The sequence below is a fragment of the Olivibacter sp. LS-1 genome, from assembly GCF_008245145.1.
Taxonomy (GTDB): Bacteria; Bacteroidota; Bacteroidia; order Sphingobacteriales; family Sphingobacteriaceae; genus Olivibacter; species Olivibacter oleidegradans.
Window position 1 is genome coordinate 1,825,522 of record NZ_CP041643.1, and the last position, 21,559, is coordinate 1,847,080.

General features: G+C 43.6%; 4 protein-coding genes. 3 read left to right on the forward strand and 1 reads right to left on the reverse strand.

Features of this window, described 5'->3' with window-relative positions; translation table 11 throughout:
• Positions 1 to 113: 113 nt before the first annotated feature.
• Together FKG96_RS07295 and ruvA are read left to right on the forward strand one after the other, a co-directional pair.
• Complete coding sequence (locus FKG96_RS07295) at positions 114 to 2,411, forward strand: NADP-dependent malic enzyme (protein ID WP_013665367.1); 2,298 nt, start codon at positions 114 to 116, stop codon at positions 2,409 to 2,411.
• Positions 2,412 to 2,487: 76 nt separating this feature from the next.
• Positions 2,488 to 3,072 (forward strand): Holliday junction branch migration protein RuvA, encoded by a 585-nt coding sequence (gene ruvA, locus FKG96_RS07300; protein ID WP_130856243.1) that lies wholly within the window; start codon positions 2,488 to 2,490, stop codon positions 3,070 to 3,072.
• Here the strand turns inward: ruvA and FKG96_RS07305 are convergent.
• Positions 3,024 to 5,576 (reverse strand): hypothetical protein, encoded by a 2,553-nt coding sequence (locus FKG96_RS07305; RefSeq protein ID WP_041387270.1) that lies wholly within the window; start codon positions 5,574 to 5,576, stop codon positions 3,024 to 3,026. The two genes, ruvA and FKG96_RS07305, sit on opposite strands and share 49 nt — an antisense overlap.
• Positions 5,577 to 6,232: 656 nt before the next feature.
• Between FKG96_RS07305 and FKG96_RS07310 the strand changes: the two genes are divergently transcribed.
• Positions 6,233 to 21,547, forward strand: coding sequence for an Ig-like domain-containing protein (locus FKG96_RS07310; protein WP_149105286.1), 15,315 nt, complete (start codon positions 6,233 to 6,235; stop codon positions 21,545 to 21,547).
• Positions 21,548 to 21,559 lie beyond the last annotated feature (12 nt).

Here is a 21,559-nt window from a genome sequence, read left to right on the forward strand (position 1 = left end):
ATGCTAGGTAGTACTCACAAAACTTCCTACCTTTGGTGCTTCATCAGATTTGCCATACAAATACGATTGTTGGTAAAAATGAGAAAGAATATAGAATAAAAGAAATAATTAAAATGAGCAAAATTAATCGTAAGCAAGATGCGCTAGACTATCATGCTAACGGCCGTCCGGGTAAAATTGCCGTAATACCTACCAAACCAACGAATTCGCAACGAGATTTATCATTGGCCTACTCACCGGGCGTTGCTGATCCCTGTTTGGAAATTGCCGCCAATAAAGAGGATGTCTATAAATATACAGCCAAAGGAAATTTGGTGGCTGTTATCAGCAATGGAACTGCCGTGTTAGGACTGGGTGATATCGGACCTGAGGGGGGGAAACCTGTTATGGAAGGAAAGGGTCTTTTGTTTAAAATATTTGCCGATATTGACGTCTTCGACTTAGAACTTGATACCAAGAATGTAGATGATTTTGTCCGCACGGTTAAAATATTGGAACCTACGTTTGGAGGAATCAATTTAGAGGATATCAAGGCGCCGGAATGTTTTGAGATTGAGCGTCGATTAAAAGAGGAAATGTCTATTCCGGTTATGCATGACGATCAGCACGGTACCGCCATTATCTCCGGTGCTGCCTTAATCAATGCCTGTGAGTTACAAAAGAAAAAGCTGGAAAAAGTTAAAATCGTTGTTAATGGAGCTGGGGCTGCTGCTATTTCTTGTTCACGTATTTATGTTTCGCTAGGTGCAAAGCCGGAAAATATTGTGATGATTGATCGGGCGGGTGTAATAAGAAAAGATAGGGAAAACCTAGACGCATTAAAGGGTGAATTTGCGACTGATCGGAACATTCATACTTTAGAAGAGGCTATTAAAGACGCCGATGTATTCATCGGCCTTTCTGCGGCCGATGTACTAACAGCCGATATGCTAAAAACCATGAGCAAAAATCCCATTGTTTTTGCCATGGCAAACCCAAATCCTGAAATCGCGTACGACTTGGCCGTAAAAACGCGTAAGGATGTTATCATGGCGACAGGCCGTTCTGATTATCCAAATCAGGTGAATAATGTATTAGGTTTCCCTTATATATTCAGAGGTGCCCTTGATGTACGAGCTACAGGTATTAACGAAGAAATGAAATTAGCGGCGGTATATGCTATTGCGAAGTTGGCGAAAGAACCGGTGCCGGAATCTGTAAATCTCGCCTATAATATAAACAACCTCAAATTTGGTAAAGACTACATCATACCTAAACCAACTGATCCGCGTTTGATTACGGAAGTTGCCCCTGCTGTTGCGAAGGCAGCTATCGAATCTGGTATTGCAAGGGCAGAAATTAAAGATTGGGAAGCATATAAAGAAAATCTTAGAAAGCGTTTAGGTTTAGATGACGTCTTAATGCGCGACTTAAGTGCTGCAGCGCGGCAAAGCCCTAAACGTGTTGTTTTTGCGGAGGCAGATAACTATAAAATCCTAAAAGCAGCCCAAATCGTTAAAGATGAAGGTATTGCTCACCCCATTCTGCTGGGTAGAAAGGAGAAGATCCAGCGTATCATCTCCGAGCATGCTTTAGACCTACCAAATGTTACAATCATTGATCCGTTGGAGGAGATCGATACGCCAAAATTTAAACAATATGTAGAGGCACTTTATAGAAAAAGGCAACGTCGCGGTATTACCTTGTTAGAAGCTAATAAATTTATGTTAGATCGTAACTACTATGGCGCAAGTATGGTCGAGTTCGGTGAAGCAGATTGCCTGATTTCCGGTTTGACAAAAAATTATGCGACAACTATTCGTCCGGCACTGCATGTCATTGGTACTCGTTCAGGTAGCCGCGTTGCAGGTATGTATATGATGCTAACAAAGAAAGGGCCTGTTTTCTTTGGAGATACAACTGTAAACAAAAATCCAACTGAAGAAGAATTGGTAGACATCACGGTACTCCTGCATGATGCGGTCAAGAAAATGAATATTGACCCGCGAATTGCCATGTTGTCCTACTCAAATTTTGGTTCAAACGAAGGGGAGATCCCTACAAAGATGCGTAATGCAGTTAAAACGCTGCATGAGAAATATCCTCATATTGTAGTGGACGGAGAAATGCAGGCCAATTTTGCCACTAATAGTCAAATGTTGGCAGAGAATTTCCCGTTTACCAATTTGAGTGGCGGCCCCGCCAATGTATTGGTTTTCCCTACTTTAGAATCAGGTAATATTGCTTATAAATTATTGCAAGAGTTAGGAGAAGCAGAGGCAGTAGGACCAATTTTGTTGGGACTTAATAAACCGGTGCACGTTTTACAGCTAGGCAGTTCTGTCCGAGAAATTGTGAACATGGTCACTATTGCGGTCGTCGACGTGCAAGCCAAAGAGAAAGAAGCGGTAGGGAAAGAGAAAAAGAAGTAGATTTTTTAACTAGCTAGTCGGTGATAACCAACTAGCTAGTAATTATACTAACAACTAAAGGTTAATACCTAAAGAAATGTACGAATATTTAAATGGAAAACTGGCATACAAATGTCCCACGTATGTGGTACTGGATGTGAATGGCGTCGGCTATCATGTTAACATTTCTTTGTATACATTCGGTAAGATCAAGGATTGTGAGCAATGTAAGCTCTATGTTAGTTTTCAGGTTAAAGAGGACGCTCATTCACTATATGGATTTGCAGAAGAAGGAGAACGTAAATTATTCAATCACTTACTGTCTGTTTCGGGTATTGGAGCGAGTACAGGACGAATGATTCTGTCATCGATTACGCCAACTGAAATCCAAACCGCTATTGTCCAAGGCGATGTAAAGCAAATACAACGCATTAAAGGAATCGGACCTAAGTCTGCGCAACGCATTATATTAGAGCTGCAAGACAAGTTAAAGAAAGAGGGTGCCGACACCCTGATATCGGTTCCACAACATCAGTCTGTACCTGAGGAGGCTCTTACAGCCTTAGTAATGCTTGGTTTCAATAAAGCGCAAGCTGAAAAAGTACTAACCGAAATTCAAAAAAACAATGCCGCTCAATTTACCGTCGAGGAATTGATTAAAGAGGCCTTACGGAGGTTATAAAAACTTTCCGGTTTATATCGACTGTGCTCGAACAAGGCTTGCAAAGCAGTTTGATGTTCTGCTATTAAACTCTTTTGATCTTCTTGTAATGAGGAAAGAACATAAACTCTGACTTTTGCCTCGTAAAACTTCAGATTAAACTGTTTTGAAATCAATATTAATTGGCGGGCAAGGTGCAAGAAATCTCTATGCTGGTTTCTTAACAAGTCCAGATCCAATAAGCCTAATTGTAGTCGATTGATCGTGTGGGAGCTATTTGTCTGTACAGCCTCTTCCTTTGCTTGTAAAGCAAGGTCTGTTTGATCCATCGCTAGATATCGTTCGGCGAATGCCAGCTGAATACAGGCTTTAAAGTCGCTGGTCACTTTCCTATTCATATCCAAGCCATACTGATTTACAATCTGAAGATATTGCAAGGTGATTTCCTCGGAAGTTTTAATCTTTAACAAAATGTAGCCCAAGACATAAATAAGTTGTTTATGTACAAGATTTGTGCTCCGCTCAGGATAACGGCAAAATAAACGTATTTCGTCAATGGCATCTTCTTTTAAAACGTTATGCCGATAATAATGGTGGATATTTTCGATAATGAGCAAGGGATTCAATGAAAAGTCTGCAAAATGCTCTCGAGGCATTGAACGTAATATTTCAATATGTTTCAAGGTCTCTTCATCACGCAGATATAGCAATTCAAAAAAGGCTAGTGAAGTGTGAAGTAAAATTTTTTGTTGTGGAGAAATATGATATTGAAGCAATTTTTTAAGTGCTAGCTCATATTCTGTTTCCAATAGTATATGGTCCAGGGCGATATCAATAAAGGCTGAGTTGGCAAAAGCCCGATTAAGGGTGCTACCGATCGCTGGATTAGCATTTATTACGTAATCGAGGTTGCTACAGGTAAATAAAATGAGCGAAGCTTGATAGGGTTCAATGAACTCAACGTCTTGCATGTGGTTGAAAATATCCAAATCACCTGTTTCAAGTGAAAAAATGATAAACCACTTTAATAATGTAAGTTTTATGCTATCCGTATAAGGGCTGCTTTGAACCCAATCGATCAAGGCTTTATCGACCTGCCCATGTTGTTTGTCGAGAACATCCTGAGTGATAAAATAGGAAGCAAGAACTAACGACTTGAACCTTATCTGGTAAGCGGCTCTCGTACCTTTTTCTTCTTGATGTTCATAAAGGATGCCTGCATGCAAAAGTTCGCTATAAATGCTGTTATTTTCTTTAATAATGGCATATGCTTCTTTTTTGTTGATGTATGCGTGATCATCCGAAAAATTCACCATTCCAATCAGCTGGCTGAGCATAACCTGTTTTTCAGCAGCCAATGCGCCCTTAAGAATATTCTTGTGTAAGTATAAAGAGGCAATTGCAAATTCATCTGCCGGATTTAATTGATCAACTCCCAGACTATCACCTTTTAACTGATAGTAATATTGAAAGTGTAAGGGCAAGCTAATTACCGGAAAATATTTTCTGGCATAATCTGTGTCGATAGCCTTGGCATTGCTAATCTTGTCAATTAATTCATGAATCTCCTGGCTTGTAAAGGCTGGTAGGTTAACGGCATTTGCGCGTTTGCTGCAAGGGAAATCGGTAAACCAGAGCTTATTGATTTCTGAATGATTTTCGATGAGGTGCCCGTACTTTTGCCAAGTAGAGGGACGAAGCGTAATGATGATCTTCATCCAAGGATAATTGGATAGATAGACCGTCATATCAATCAGTTGTTTGAAAACAATGTCAAATAATCGATTATTGATAAGATTATTGTTGAAATCGTCTATGATGATATAAAAATTTCCCGGTGCTCCCTTTTCATACTGTAAGATAAAATCTTCAAAATGTTGTTGTTGAGGAAAATTAAGTAAATGTGCCAGCCATTTGTTGCTATGAAATCCAAAACCCGCAGCAAAAAAGAGCGAAGAGCTGTTCACATGTAGAAAAATGTTACTCCTGTTTTCTACATGGTTTGCTGCCAATTGCCTATCTACCCAATGCGTGATACCAATCGTTTTGCCCATTCCTGAAGGTGCACTGATAATGCAGCCCGTGGTATCGGTCTCTAAAAAACGCTGAATATGATCTGTGATCGACTGCCGTTCAATGGTATATAAATAGGAAATTCCACACTTATGTTTATTTGTTTGGATGGTAAAACGTGTGATATTATGTGCAGCTTGTGCGATTTCGTTCCAGGTAATATGTTCTTTGGAATCATCTTTTTGCGTCTCCATCTGTTTGATGAAGTCTGTCCAACTATCGTAACCACAATACTGCGATAGCGCATTCAACGTAAAAGTAGAGGGCGCATAACGGGCGTGTGCAAAACCGTATACACGCTTGATCGTCGTTTGACTGATCGTTTTGTGCGTTTTGGTTGAGATATCCAATGCAAGTTTATAGCAATCAGCGGCGATGATGTTATCAATCTTCGCAATTTCTAATACCTTATTTTTTAACTCTTGAATATGAGGTTGTAAAAATATCTTCATGCTTTCTGTTTTGGTCAACAACTGTGTTAATGCACCGTGTGATAAAGATAAGAGTTAAAGTTTTGGTTAACAAAAACAGAAAGCTTAATAAAAATGAAAATTTCTTTCGCAAAATTTAAAAGCACTTTTTTTTCTTGAGAGCGTAAAGTAGGAGAGCAGTTAGTGTTTTCCATCTACTTAATATGTAAATCCTTTGTTTTATAGCTTTTTAACAATCTTTTTACATCAATAACCTAGCAATCAATTATTGATAAGTAAGTTCTGAACAGTGTGATTAGTGTGAAAAAATTGTGAATAAATGTGTTGTTTGTTTTAAAAACTGAACAAACTGAACATGAATTTGTATTAGTGAACACCGTGAACACGCCTAATTCTAAATGAACATTGTGAACAACTAATTCTTCATTTTGGTGAAATACATTTGTATGACAATTATTATGCGATAATAATGAGTAATACTGTGTGTATTGTATCACTAATTACTCACCATTTATACAACGAATAGTTCACTAATTTATTATTATCGGTTTCGAATGAAAATGTTTGCATGGAGGGAAACTATAGTTGCCTTTTTAATATGCTTTTATTTTAATGCGGAGTGATAGCTGAATTTGGATTATTCTTCAAAAATAGACATTCTACTTAACAGCTGTTGTATGGAAACAACTTTTACGTTCAGAAAATCTTTTTCCCACTTTGTATTTACTGTCCTAGCGGTATTCTTTGCCGTATTTGGTATGACCGGAAAGGGATATGGGCAAACGAAATCTTATGCGACTTGGACACCTAACTCCGGACGAATCCAAATTGGGTTATTTAATGGTGGAGGTGTAACGGACGCGGGTAATGCTGCAATAGCAGATGACACCTATGCAACTATAACATCCCAGAGAACAGTATTGTTGGCTGGAGGAGATGGGTGGTTACAGTTGAAATATCCAACCGCCCAAGCTGCAAATGCAATTTCGTTCATTAAAGTTTCCGAGCTAGCAGAGTCGGGCCTTGGTCTCAACTTAGGTCAATTGTTAGGAGCTCCTAATGATATTATCATTGCTGATTTATACCAGAACGCGAATAACGGTTCAACGACCGCTGATGAGGGAACTCGAATCGCAGGCCTTAATATAGAAACTTCCTTTGTGCGAGACAATAATGGAGATCTATATTTAGCAATAGCTGCGCCTCAAAATACTATTCCATATAACGGCGTAAGAATTAGATTGACATTCCCTCCAGAGGTAAACGTCGCTTCAACTATATCAATGAGGGTTCACCATGCTTTTACCCTATCTGGCACTTCATGTGGATTAGCAACTTACACAGATGTAGGTAAAAGCACGGGGCTAAACGTTGCCTTAACGGATGTCGTCCAAAATCCACAGAATGCAGTTGATAGCGATCCTAACAACTATTCTACAATCAGTACAGGCACCTTGCAAGTTGCGGGCTCTGTATTCCAAACTTTCTATTTTAATGGCTTATCGGCCCCACAGGATTACTTCAAAATCAAATTTTCAATCGGGGGCGGCAGTTTACTGGACCTTAATTTAATAGGTAGCTTTGAAATCCGTGCATATAACGGAAATCAACAAGTCTTTTCAAAGAAATTACAAGGAGGACTCATCAATGGTGTCGATTTATTAGGTCTATTGCGTAATGGCGAAACTGTAACTTTGCCGTTTGGTCCGGGTGTACCGTTCGATCGGGTAGCGATAGGGGTGAACACTTCGGTAGGATTAAGTTTAGCCAGCTCGCCATTAAGAGTCTACAGTGTTGAACGATATGGTGGAGCGAATAGTGGTATACTGACTTGTCCTGACCCTAATCCGATTATTCCTCCAAATCCAACGGATCATATGCTCAGTCAGAAAGATTGCGCAACCAATCTCATTTCTTCTGAATATGCTAATTTTCCTTATAACGCCGTTGACGGTAACAACGACAGTTACAGTACTTTAGAAGCAAGCTCAGGTACAGCCGCTGGTATCGGTTCTTATAGTGGCCATATTGAGCTTGGATTTAGTCAAATAAGACCAGCAGGTACCACCAGCTATATTCGTATAGATTTTGATAATGAGGTGCTCGGAGGATTATTGAATGGTAGTGTTGGACAATTGTTAGGTGGCGCAGTTAATAATGTTTTATTCGGAAGTCATTATTTTACGGTAGAAGCAAAAAATAATGGTGCTTCGGTCTTAAGCGGCTCTAGCAATACAGGTTTTTACAATACTGAAGGTCGTGTAAAAGTTGTTCAAGATAAGTTCGGACGCTACTATATCGCAATTACGCCAAATGGCGATTATAATAGTATACGTATCACAGAAAGCCTCGGAGCCTTGCTTGGGCTCGGAGAGGTGCGAAATATGAATGTCTATCATGCTTGTGTCTCAACCGGTTTCGAGCCATGTGAACAGGCATTTGCTACTTATACTGCTTCTAACGGGATTTCACTTGATTTACTAGGCGTAGGAAATGCCGGTGTAACCAACGCACAGAACGCTATTGACGGTGATGTAAATACTGCTTCTTCTATTAGTATTGGCGCTGCGGGTATAGCAGCAAGCGTTTATCAATATGTCGATTTCCATGGGGTGTCGGCGGAAACAGATCACTTCCGCGTAAAATTGAGAATGGACGGTGGTTCTGCTTTATCAGCCGAGGTATTGGGAAGTATCGTGGTGAAAGCCTTTAACGGTGACCAAGAAGTCTTCTCGCAACGACTTAGAGATGGACTGGTCTCTGATCTTGACTTGCTCGATTTATTACAACGCGGACAAGTACTATCCTTACCATTTGGTCCCGGAAGACCTTTCGACCGTGTAGCGGTAGGTATTGAGTCTTTGTTGAGTGCAAACGTAATTAATAATCCATTACAGGTATTCAGCATTGAGCGTTTCAGTGCAGCTTGTCCGGATCCGGAATTACAAGATCCACCTGTAACGACACCGCCGTTTAATAACCAGGATTGTGGAACAACGGTAACAAGTTTCGAAAACACGAACTTCCCTCTTAATACGATCGATGGGAAAAACGATACGTATGCTACGTTATATGCCGGTACAGGTACAGCGCTAGGCTTGGGTGCCTTTAGCAGCCACATTGAACTGGCTTATTCGAATGCTATCCCGGCAAAAGAAACGTCCTATATCCGTATTGATTTCGAAGATGATATGTTGAACTCCTTATTAGGAGGAAGTTTAGGCGGTGCCCTGGCCGATTTAGCTGGTGGCCTATTACTGGGCAATCACTATTTTGAAGTGATGCTGAAAGACGCAAACGGTAACCAGATATATAACGCATCCAGCGTCGACGGCTTTAGCGATCAAGCGGTAAAAGTAGTCAAAGACGCTAATGGTCGTTTTTACATAGCAGTGACGGCTGATGTCCCTTATCAATCGGTTCGTATCGCGCATGGTTTGGCCGCATTGATCGGTGGTAATAACACCGCTACCATGAACGTCTACAGCATGTGCAGAGAAACTGAGTTCAATCCTTGCGAGCAAGCAACCTTTACTTCGTTCGATGGTTCGGGACTTACTTTAGATTTATTGGATATCAGTAAAGGAGGTGTTTTCAATTCACAATATGCAATCGATGAAAACTCATCTAATTACTCCACCATCAATTTAGGTGTCGCAGGCGTCGGTGCTACCGTGTATCAAAATATCTACTTCAAAACAAAATCAGCTGCAACAGATTCACTGAGATTACGGGTACAATTAGATCAGCCAGGGATTTTAAACGTAGATTTGGCAGGATCTTACCGAATTAAGTTATTTAATGGAGATGATGAAGTATATAACCAACCACTTCAAAGCTCACTGATCAATAATCTAGACCTTTTAGGGCTGCTTAATACGGGTGGCATCATCCAATTGACCATTGCACCAGGTGTTGTGTACGACCGCGTACAATTTGGCTTGCAATCGGTAGCAAGTATAAATACCAGCGCTCCTCTGAGATTTTATGGAGTAAGTCGAATCTCTGAAAATTGTCCTGACCCGGATTTCTTGGAACCTCCTTATCGGAACCCGGTTTGCGCCGATGATTTGGTAAGCGCTGAACATACCGACGATTTGCAGAACTTATTTGATGGAAATCATAATAGTTATGCAACGATTCGTTCGGACGCAGGTTTAACCAAATATTCAGGTCATGTAGAATTCGGTTATGCTGCCCCAGTTGCAGCAGGTACTACGTCGTATATACGCATTGATACCGAAGGTGGGTTATTAGACGCATTGTTAGCCGGAAGTGTAGGTAAAGTGTTGACGGATATTCTGAATAACGTCGTACTTGGAAATCATTACTTCCATGTTTATGTAAAAGACGCGAGCGGAGCTACTGTAGTTTCAGGATCGAGCGAAGATTCGTTTACAGGGTCAACAACGGGTATGAACCCAAATAAACAAATTCGTGTCGTTCAGGATAATGCAGGGCGATACTATTTAGCTATCACACCTAACACGGCCTACCAAAGTGTTCGCATTGAAGACCATACTGATGCATTGTTATTGGGACAAAATAACAGCATGAATGTTTATGGTATGTGCTATGAAACCGACTTTGAAGGTTGTGCAGAAGCATTTACTACTTCTTTTGATGGTTCAGGCTTAACCGCTGGCCTAACAGGTATAGGAAATTACGGAGTACAGAATCCTTATCGTGTACTTGACAATAATAATAACGGTGACTATTCCGAGATTAGCCTAGGTGCATTAAGCGTTGCCGGAGCTATTCAACAAAATGTTCAATTTAACAAAGAAATCGAAGCAAACAGCATTTTCAAAATTAAAATGGCTGTTGGCACAGGAACATTGGATGCCGGTGTCTTTGGAAGAATTGATGTGGTAGGATATAACAACGGACAGGAAGTGTATGTTGAAACCTTAGAGAATGCGGTTGTCGGAAATGTTAACCTATTGCAATTATTCAACAACGGCGCTAGTCCCGAAATCAGTGTGTCACCTGATGTAGCAGTAGATGAACTAGCGATTCGTTTAAGATCGCTGGTAGGTGTTACCGTGGTTCCGAATGTAAGGCTCTATTATATTCAACAAGATTGTGATGCGGTATCAGATTTCGTAGCTTGGAAGAGCTATGCAGTAAATGCCGATCCTTCTATTGCTTCAGTAAAAGGAGGTGAAGAAGTAACTTATACGATCCATATTAGAAATACGGGTACGGTGGATCTGGCAGGATTGTCTGTAACAGATACAATACCAGCCCATACTACCTATGTCGACGGATCGGGCGGTGTGTTGGCTGGCAATGCTGTTACATTCGAGAATGTGGCTGTCGCAGCAGGTGCTACCACTACATTGAGCTTTAAGGTGACCGTAAATGCCGACCTAACCGGTGTTGCTCAAATTAGTAATACGGCTTTTGTAAAAACGGATGCCAATGACCCTGGTAAACCAACTTATCCGCCTGCAAATAATGCTACTCCTACAGATCCGGATACAAGCGGACCTACCGGAACTAATATTCCTGTAGATCAAATTTCATCTCTCGTGTCCTGGAAAGCTTATAAAGTAAATGGCGATGCTTCTATCACGTCTGTTAGTGGTGGTGAAGAAATTGAATATACCATTTATGTACGAAATACGGGTAACCAAGCTCTGACTAACGTAAATATTACAGATCCTATTCCAACCGGAACTGAGTACGTGTCAGGTGGGACATCGGCGAACAGCGCTGTAAGCTTTACGATACCAACTTTAGCTGTTGGTGAAACTTCAAGCCCTCAGGTATTTACGGTTAAGGTGAAAGCTAATTTAACCGGGCTTACAGAGATTAGAAATGTCGCCGCTGTGACAAGCAATGAGGTTGGTACGCCTACGGAAAGCTTCCCGCCGGTAGATAATACAAATCCGACTGAACCAAATGATACAGGTGGTACAGGTACGGTTATTCCGGTAGCTCCAGCCGACAACCTGGTATCTTGGAAAGCTTATAAGGTTAACGGTAGTGCTGATAGTACGGCTGTTCGCGGAGGTGAGACGGTTGAGTATGCAATCTATGTAAGAAATAATGGAAATCAGGATCTAACCAATGTGGTGATTTCCGATGTCTTGCCTGCGGGACTTACCTACGTTTCAGGAGGTAGTTTTGCTGGCAATACCGTAACATTTACGATACCTAGTTTAGCGGCAGGTCAGACTTCCACTCCGCAGATATTTACGGTTAAAGTAAATGAAGATTTGACCGGTATCGATGTAATCCGGAACTTGGCGACTGTGGTAAGTGATGAACTGACCACACCTATTGAAAGCTTCCCTCCGGTTGATAATACAACACCAAGTGAACCGGATACTACCGGTACAACCGGCACACCGTTGGATGTAACGCCTCTTCACGATTTAGATTTAGCACTGACTGGTACGAGCGATGGCGCAAATAGTGGACAAGCTGTATCGAATGATGTGATCACTTATACGGTTACCGTAACCAATAATGGTAATAAAGCCTTAACCAATGTTAATTTGGTGGATGCAATTCCACAAAATACGGCGCTTGAAAGTGCTGGCGACTTTACGCAAAACGGAAATAATCTTGAATTAACAATTCCGACACTTGCTGTTGGAGAAACCCAGACATATACCTTTACGGTACGTGTCAATACAATTGACCCAACGGTTGTTACGTCCATCGATAATAGTGTAACAGCAACTTATCGAAACGAAGATAATACGGCCGATAAATCAGAAACGGCTACGCATAGTATGCCAACGGATTGTACGCCAATTGACGCCTCTAATATTACACTTGCCGGGGCTGAAAATCCGATATGTGCCGGCGAAGAGATTACCTTGACCGCGGCATTCTCCGGTTTAACAACGCCACCTAGCGCCGGTTCGGTGAAATGGTATACCACTGCGGATCTTTCCGGTACACCGTTAACCGGTTTATCTATTACCGTGAATCCCGAAGTCAATACCACGTATTACGTAGTGGTTGAAGGTGACGGATTCTGCTTTAATAATCCACCAGCTCAGATTAGCGTAACGGTGTCGGCGATGCCTGAAACACCTACCATCACAGCTACAGGAGCCAATCCTTTCTGTGAAGGAGGTTTCACTACCCTCGTAGCCAGTGGCAATGCCGACTCGTATAAATGGTTTAACAATGGGGTGGAAATTACCGGGCAAACCAGTGCAAACCTTGAAGTGAGCACTGCCGGCCAGTATACGGTAATTGCTTTGAATGCTGGCGGATGTGAAAGTTCAGTGTCTGCAAGTTTTGCTGTGCAAATGAATCCACGTCCTACTCAACCAACTGTTCAATTAGACGGCGACGCGGCTATCTGCTCCGGCACTGAAGTTACTTTAACTTCGAGTGCTACTGATGGAAACCAATGGTTTAAGGATGGTGTTGAAATTCAAGGTGCAACGCAGCAAACACTCACCGTTAATGAGGCTGGCACCTACACGGTTATGGTAACTGATCCAAACACCGGTTGTACAAGCCTTGCTTCTACTGACCTGGTAATCACGGTGAATCCGACTCCTGAGATTACAATAAATGGAAATGCAGCTATTTCCGCTAAGGTGGGAGAGGCTGTTCAAATCCCTGGTGTGACAACAGATCCTACTGGTCTAACACCAACATGGTATGATAATGATGGTAATGTAACTACTAATTTAAATCCAACATTTAGTACACCGGGTGTATATACCTATACAGCTGTTGTAACGAATGGTGGTTGCTCGGCTTCTGCAACGGTTGTAATAACCGTATACGATGAGAATGCTTGTCCTCCATTGGTAGAACGGGTTTACGCCAATACGCAAACTTGGAGTGCGGTGCTTACAGGAGATGTAGAGAACCCGACTAATGCAGTAGATGGTAACCCGCAAACACATGCTACGCTAAGAACATTATTGGGCGTAGCCGGAATCGGTAGCGTTCGCCAAAACTTGCTATTTGCGCAAGAAGTAGAAGCTGGAACACCGGTTAGCGTGAAATTTGGTAAAGAACTGAGTGCTGTGGGTCTTATATCGGGTGTTTCGGTAGTAGGTTTAGATGCAGATGGAAACGAAATAGGAAGACCACAAAATGTACAAGGCGGATTGCTAGATTTATTGGTAGGCGACAATGTTGCTGAGTTTACTTTTGTACCAGCAGATAATAGTGGTCCTAAAAATTATAAAGGAGTACGTGTTATACAAGCGGCCGTATTAAGTGTTGCACAGAATACAAGAGTGTACGGAGCTTACGTTACGCAGAATAGCACAACAAACAATTGTGCACCTGTGGTTCCTGGTGTTAAAGCGAACGTGATTGATGTATTACATGGAGTGAGGGATATTGGCTTAGGAGCGTTAAGTGCGACTTCTTCTGTAAGCAATGCTTGGAATGCGGTAGATAATGATACAACGTCGTTTGCAACGATTTCAAGAGCTGCAGCTGTATTGAATGAAGCATTCTTAACCGTAGCGTTCAAAACACAAAGTCAGCTGAACGATTCGATCCGCATCGTTACAGAAGTGCCTAATGATCCGATCTTACAACTTGAGCTTTTGAAAGGCTATACGATTCAACGCTACCTAGGTGAAACACCAGTAGGTGAGCCATTGGATGAGGACAGCGGTTTATTAAATCTTAAGCTCTTGGGTTTACTTGGCAGCAGTCAAAGGGCAGCAATTATTGTTGCGCCAACCAACGAACCTTTTGATCGAGTACGTATCAGTTATGGAAGTGTAGCTAGTGTATTGGGTAATACAACCAATATTTACGATATCAACTTAAAGCCAACCATTAGTCCTGTAGTGGACCCGGATGGTGAGTTAAAATTATGCCTGGGCGATTCAATTGAATTGAACAAAGTTGATGATTGTACAGTTTATAAAATCTTTGATGCTGCTGAAGGCGGTAATGAATTGACTACTTCCGATGGTTTCCGTTTCGCTTTACCTGATGGTTTGGCTGCCGGCGAACACACATTCTATGTACAGGCGGTTCGCCAAGGTTGCGAAGTAGGCGCTAGAATAGCAATCACAGTTACCATTAAACCAACAGCTGTTGAAGCGGATATTAATAACATATTGGTAAATGGAGCTGAACCTACGGCGCCATTATGCTTGGAGCCAAATGAAGAAGTCGTATTGACGGCATCGTTAAGCGCAACCAGTACCGTTGTTAACCCCGTGTTCCACTGGTATAATGAAGCAGGGGCAGCCGTAAGTGGTGGCGAGAATGGTACCTTAAACTTAGGTGTATTAGCTGCCGGAACTTACACCTATCAGGTCGGTGTGAGTGGGGATAATGTATGTGAAAGCTTACCTGCTGATCGCAAATCAGTAACTTTTGTTATCAACAAACAAGCAGTTGACACTGATATCAATGTAATCGGAGAGGGGGCGCATTGTTTCGGATCGCCGGTAGTGTTAACTCCTAGTGCGAGTGACGCTAATGTAACAAACCCAATATTCAAATGGTACAGCTCGGCTGATAAATCGGTTGAGATTGTCAACGGAACTGTAGCGGGCATCACTTATGCGATAGACGCGGCAACGGGAGTATTAACAATAACCGGTTTACCAATAAATGCAACTCCATACACCTTCTATGTAACAATGTCAGCAGATGGTTATTGTGAAAATGAATCAGGAAGAGCGGTGGATGTAACCGTGAGCAGTGAACTGGATGCACCGACATTTGATACAACTAATCTATTAGTTTGCGAAGGTGAAAATGCAAGCTTTACGCTTACAAATAGCCAGCCAAGCATTACCTACCATTTCTATGATGCAAATGGCGTAGAGATAACGGATCCGGCTCTAATTAGTCATGATGCAACTACCAATGCTGTTGTTATTCACAATGTTACAGCGAGCGTTAGCTACCTGGTAGAATCACGGGATGCAGGAGGCTGTATAAGTGGTGAACGTACTACAATTACTGCCGGTGTGAAACCAGTGTTCACTGAACCAATTACGGTAACGATTAATGGCCAGACGCCGAGCACCAGTATCTGTACAGACCCCGCTGGAAATGTGGTGCTAGCTGCAACGGTTGATGCTGCTATTACGTTAACTAATCCGGTATTCCATTGGTATGATGGTGCAGGAGCAGCTGTTACAGGTGGTGAAGACGGTACTTTGGAACTAGTCTTAACGCCTGGTACCTATACGTATACTGTGGGTGTAAGCAGCGATGAATACTGCGAGACACCAGCGGCTGATAGAACTTCTGTAACCTTTACCATTAACCGTAAGGGAGTTCTGGGAGATATAGATATAGCGACCTATCCTACTGATTTATGCGCAGGTGAAGAGGTAACCTTCACGGCCAGCAGTACGACCGTTACCAACCCAATATTCCGTTGGTATACAACGGCTGACTTATCTGATACACCGGTAGAAGGAGCTAGCTTTATGCCAACTACATTAGCAACAGGTGTGAATACGTTCTATGTGACTGTATCCGGAGATGATGTATGCGAAGGCGATGCATCCGCTGCGGTGTCAGTAACTATCAATGTAAATGCGACTGTTGAAGCACCGCGTGTACAAACAGAGGTGACTGTGAGTGTAGGTCAAAGCATCGATATAACCGCCGCTTTAGGCGAAACACAAACAGGCGATCCTGCAGATTATGAGATTGTCTGGACATATGATAATAACGGGACACCTGCCGAATTTATAGGAGCAACCTTTACGGTGCCAAATGACTTGCCGGTAGGCGTTAAAACATATGAGGTATCTGTTCGGAGCAAGGTGGGGGCACTTTGTGAATCGCCAAAAGTAACGGTTACTGTTAATGTAACCGAGGTGATCAATGATGATTGTTTGGAGGCAAATGCGCAAACAAATGGTACCAATGGCATATGCTTATTATGTGGCGTTTCCGATGCCGGCAATGCTGTAGATGGCAATCCGGAGACATACGCTGTGCTACAGAGAACAGTCAATGTATTGGGTAAAGTATGGCAAGAATTAATCTTCCCGAATGGGGGTAAACAAGGTGATACCGTTTCCGTATGGCTAAGTGGAAACAATTCAATCTTAGATGCAAGCATCTTAGGAGGCTTAAATATTGGTACTTACAACGGTGCAACTAATAATAATGATGGAAGTCAAACAGGAGCGATATTAGATATCACCTTATTCCCTGGAAGTACAACAATACAACAATTTAAATTTATTGCAGGTGCTGATTTCGACCGTGTTCGTATTGAACAATATGAAGCAGTTGGTTTACTGGCAAACGGTCTGCGCATACATGGTGCAAATCTCGAATTACCGGCACCAACCGATATCCAACCGGTTGATGGTACTGCCTACTGTCAGGGTGATGAAATTACCTTATCCGCTACAGCAGCACCAAATACGCAATTGCGCTGGTTTGACGATGAAGGTAATCTAATAGGTGAAGGAGCGACCGTAACAACTACAGCACCGACGGATAAAACGGGCGAAGTTATTTATGAAGTAGTAGCCTTCCGTACAAATACCGGTGGTGAAATCTGTTACGGTGAGCGTATACCGGTTAAATTGGTTATTAATGATAAGCCGGAAATAACAGAACAACCCGCTAATTTAACGTTGGCGCCGGGAAGCACGGCTACCTTTAATGTTGTCGCTACAGGAACCGGTTTGACTTATCAATGGGAACAACTGGAAGGAACTACTTGGACAGCGCTTCCGGGTGAAACAAACAGTAGCTTGAGCTTGACGGTTCCATTGGTTCCTGCGGGTACAGTATACACTTATCGTGTAGTTGTTTCTTCAACTACAGGATGTGATGTGATTTCTGCACAAGCTACATTAACAGTTACTGCTCAAGAAGTAGACTTTACGAAGAGCAATCTTGCAGTAACGAAGGATGGTGCAATTGCAGACGGCGTAGACTATAACGAAGTGACCGCAACCTTACTGGATGCCTTCGATAATCCGGTAGCCAATAAGGATGTAGTCTTCACTATTGTGAATGTGGACGGTACAACGAGAGATACGACGATTACGACCGATGCTAATGGTAAAGCACTTGCCACAATAACTAGTATAAAAGCTGGAGAAGCAAGTGTGACTGCTACGGTAGATGGCACAGCAATTACTGTCGGAAGTCCGGCGATCGTAACCTTCGTAGCGGGCCCTGTTGATCACGACAAGAGCAGGCTGGAGGTGACGAAAGACGGAGCAGTAGCGGACGGAGTGGATTACAACGAAGCAACGGCGACCATCGTGGATGCGAACGATAACCCGATCGCAGGCCAGGATGTGGTATTCGATATCACGAACGTTGACGGCACTACCAGCCAGCAGACGGTAACCACGGATGCGGCAGGTAAAGCGATAGTCCGTGTGACCAGCACAAAAGCAGGTGAGGCAACTATTGCAGCAACGGTAGGCGGAACGGCCATCAGCGGCAGTCCGGTAACGGTAACCTTCGTAGCGGGTCCTGTTGATCACGACAAGAGCAGGCTGGAGGTAACGAAGGACGGAGCAGTAGCGGACGGCGTAGACTATAACGAAGCAACGGCCACGATAGTGGATGCGAACGACAACCCGATCGCAGGTCAGGATGTGGTATTCGATATCACGAACGTTGACGGCACTACCAGCCAGCAGACGGTAACGACGGATGCGGCAGGTAAAGCGGTGGTACGTGTGACCAGCACAAAAGCAGGTGAGGCAACTATTGCCGCAACGGTAGGCGGCACGGCCATCAGCGGCAGTCCGGTAACGGTAACCTTCGTAGCGGGTCCTATTGATCATGACAAGAGCAGGCTGGAGGTGACGAAAGACGGAGCAGTAGCGGACGGCGTAGACTATAACGAAGCAACGGCCACGATAGTGGATGCGAACGACAACCCGATCGCAGGCCAGGATGTGGTATTCGATATCACGAACGTTGACGGCACCACGAGCCAGCAGACTGTAACCACGGATGCGGCAGGTAAAGCGATAGTCCGTGTGAACAGCACAAAAGCAGGTGAGGCAACTATTGCAGCAACGGTAGGCGGCACGGCCATCAGCGGCAGTCCGGCAACGGTAACCTTCGTAGCGGGCCCTGTTGATCATGACAAGAGCAGACTGGAGGTGACGAAAGACGGAGCAATAGCGGACGGCGTAGACTATAACGAAGCAACGGCCACGATAGTGGATGCGAACGACAACCCGATCGCAGGCCAGGATGTGGTATTCGATATCACGAACGTTGACGGCACTACCAGCCAACAGACGGTAACGACGGATGCGGCAGGTAAAGCGATAGTCCGTGTGACCAGCACAAAAGCAGGTGAGGCAACTATCGCGGCTACTGTAGGCGGCACGGCCATCAGCGGCAGTCCGGTAACGGTAACCTTCGTAGCGGGCCCTGTTGATCACGACAAGAGCAGGCTGGAGGTGACGAAAGACGGAGCAGTAGCGGACGGCGTAGACTATAACGAAGCAACGGCCACGATAGTGGATGCGAACGATAACCCGATCGCAGGCCAGGATGTGGTATTCGATATCACGAACGTTGACGGCACTACCAGCCAACAGACGGTAACGACGGATGCGGCAGGTAAAGCGGTGGTACGTGTGAACAGCACAAAAGCGGGAGAGGCAACTATCGCGGCTACTGTAGGCGGCACGGCCATCAGCGGCAGTCCGGTAACGGTAACCTTCGTAGCGGGCCCTGTTGATCACGACAAGAGCAGGCTGGAGGTGACGAAAGACGGAGCAGTAGCGGACGGCGTAGACTATAACGAAGCAACGGCCACGATAGTGGATGCGAACGACAACCCGATCGCAGGCCAGGATGTGGTATTCGATATCACGAACGTTGACGGCACTACCAGCCAACAGACGGTAACGACGGATGCGGCAGGTAAAGCGGTGGTACGTGTGAACAGCACAAAAGCGGGAGAGGCAACTATCGCGGCTACTGTAGGCGGCACGGCCATCAATGGTAGTCCAGTAACTGTGAACTTTGTAGTGAACCCGACAGACACTGGTAAGAGCAGGCTGGAAGTAACGAAGGACGGAGCAGTAGCGGACGGTGTAGACTATAACGAAGCAACAGCCACCATTGTGGATGCCTTTGAAAATCCAATTGCTAACAAGGATGTGGTATTCGATATCACGAACGTTGACGGCACTACCAGCCAGCAAACGGTAACCACGGATGCAGCGGGTAAAGCAGTAGTACGTATAACCAGTACAAGTGCTGGTCAAGCGACTATTGCAGCTACGGTAGATGGAAAGGGTATCAGTGGTAGCCCGGTTGTTGTAAACTTTGTAAGACCTTATAACTTAAGTATAACCAAGGTTGCCGATCAAGCGAGAGTAAAAGCCAGCGAAAATACTACGTTTACAGTGACAATCACCAATGAAGGTCCGACGGCTATTCCTAGCGGAAAAGTGATTAGCTTGACAGAGCGGCCAGGAAATGGTGTAAGCATTACCGGTTACGAAGTGACATCAGGTAACGGAACCATCAATGGAACAGGTAATACGCCTACGGTGACAACCAGTGCAAACATACCGGTTAATGGAACCATCGTGGTGAAAGTGACTGCACAAATAGCAGTTGACGCTCCGGCAACCATCACAAATGGTATCAGCGTTTGGGGTCCGGATAAACCTATAACAGAGGATCCGGATGATGAAGATGATACACCGGAAATACCTGTTGATCGTGACGCGCAATTAAGCATAACAAAAGTTGCAGATCAAGCAAGGGTGGTGGCTGGTACAAGCACCAGCTTTACGGTAACAATCACGAATAATGGTCCTGCTGAAATCGCTAGCGGTAAGGTGATTACCTTAACTGAAAGACCGGGAAGTGGCGTAAGCATCACTGGTTACGAAGTGACCTCTGGTAATGGAACAGCTAGCGGAAATGCAACGGCTGCAACGGTTACTACAAATAAAGTAATTCCTGTTAACGGAACCATTATCATCAAGGTAACTGCGACGATAGCAGCGGACGCTCCGGCAACCATAACCAATGGTATCAGCGTATGGGGTCCGGACAAACCGACAACAGAAGAACCGGACGATGAAGACGACACACCGGAAATACCAGTTGATTATGTATCAAACTTGAGTATTACAAAAGTAGCGGATCAGGCGAGGGTCCAAGCGGGTGAGTCTACCAGCTTCACCGTAACTATCACGAACAATGGTCCTTCAGATATTTTGAGTGGTAAAGTAATCAATATTGCTGAACTACCAAGTGAAGGATTAAGCATCACCGGGTATGAAGTGACTTCAGGTAATGGTACAGCAAGCGGTAATGGAAATACAGCTACTGTCATAGCTAATACAAAAGTAGCTAGAGGTGGAACGATTACGATGAAGATAAGGGGATTGGTTAATGCAGAAGCGCCGGCAGTAATTAGCAATGGTATCCAAGTTTGGGGTCCAGATAAACCGGTTACGCAAGATCCGGATGATGAGGATCAAACACCGGAAATACCGGTTGATTATCAATTACCGGAAGCGGCGGATGACGAAGCGGAAACAACCTCGGCAACACCGGTTACCATCAATGTGTTGGCAAATGATAGAGCTACTAGATGGCCATTGAATGTCGCCTCAGTAGAAATTGTGAATGCGCCTCAGAACGGTAAAGTTGCAGTAAACGCAGACGGAACGGTGACGTATACATCGGATAAGGGTTATGTCGGTACGGATAGATTCACTTATACAGTGAAAGACGAAAAAGGCAATGTAAGTAATGCTGCCACTGTCATGGTTAATGTGATTCCGAACCCATTGTTCATACCGAATGCCTTTACACCGAATGGTGATGGTAAGAATGACCAGTTTGAGATTATGGGAATAGAAGGCTATGATCGGGTTGAACTCTATGTGTTCAATCGTTGGGGCAATGAAGTATATAATAATCCAAATTACAATAATAATTGGGATGGTCAGAACCTGAATGAAGGTACTTACTATTACTTGATCAAACTGATTAAGGAAGATAAAGTGGAAACGCAAAAAGGTTGGGTATTATTAAAGAGACAGTAGATATTGGACATA